At 62.7% G+C, this 501-nt stretch carries 1 protein-coding gene; it reads right to left on the bottom strand.

Annotated elements, in window-relative coordinates; all coding sequences use genetic code 11:
- Positions 1–266: 266 nt before the first annotated feature.
- The coding region (locus tag N2201_07580) for an aldehyde oxidase (protein ID MCX7786059.1) at positions 267–501 on the bottom strand (235 nt) is incomplete at its 5' end.

Here is a 501-nt window from a genome sequence, read left to right as displayed (position 1 = left end):
ACCCCAGGTTGTCCAGCAGGCTGTTCACTTCCCGAGACGCGCCGCCCGCGGGCAATCTCACCCGCAACCATGGCGGCTTCGGCCCCGAAACCGGCATTGCCATCCCCCTATTCCGCTGGTACTGCGCCCCAGCGATTCCCAGCACAATGTCATTCTGAGGAGCGAAGCGACGAAGAATCTCTACCGTGTCAGAAAGGTTTCCAGCGGGAGAAGGGATGCTTCGCTCCGCTCAGCATGACATGAAAGCGGTTTTCGGATACAGAGGCTCAAATCTTTCCCAGCGCCCGCAGCACACGCTCCGGCGTGAACGGGAATTCATCAATCCATACGCCCGTCGCGTCGTGGATGGCGGCGGCGATGGCGGGAGCGACGGGCAAGTAGGGCAGTTCGCCCACGCCGCGCGCGCCCCAGGGTCCGTTCGGGTCGCGCACTTCCACGAGGACGGTCTCGACTTTTTCGGGAATGTCCAGCACGGTGGGGATGAGGTAGGTGCTGAGTTGG

This window comes from candidate division WOR-3 bacterium (assembly GCA_026418155.1).
GTDB lineage: Bacteria > Hydrothermota > Tepidihabitantia > Tepidihabitantales > CAIPLT01 > JAOABV01.
The sequence above is the reverse complement of the archived record's forward strand: the minus strand, read 5'-3'. Positions and strand labels throughout refer to the sequence as shown.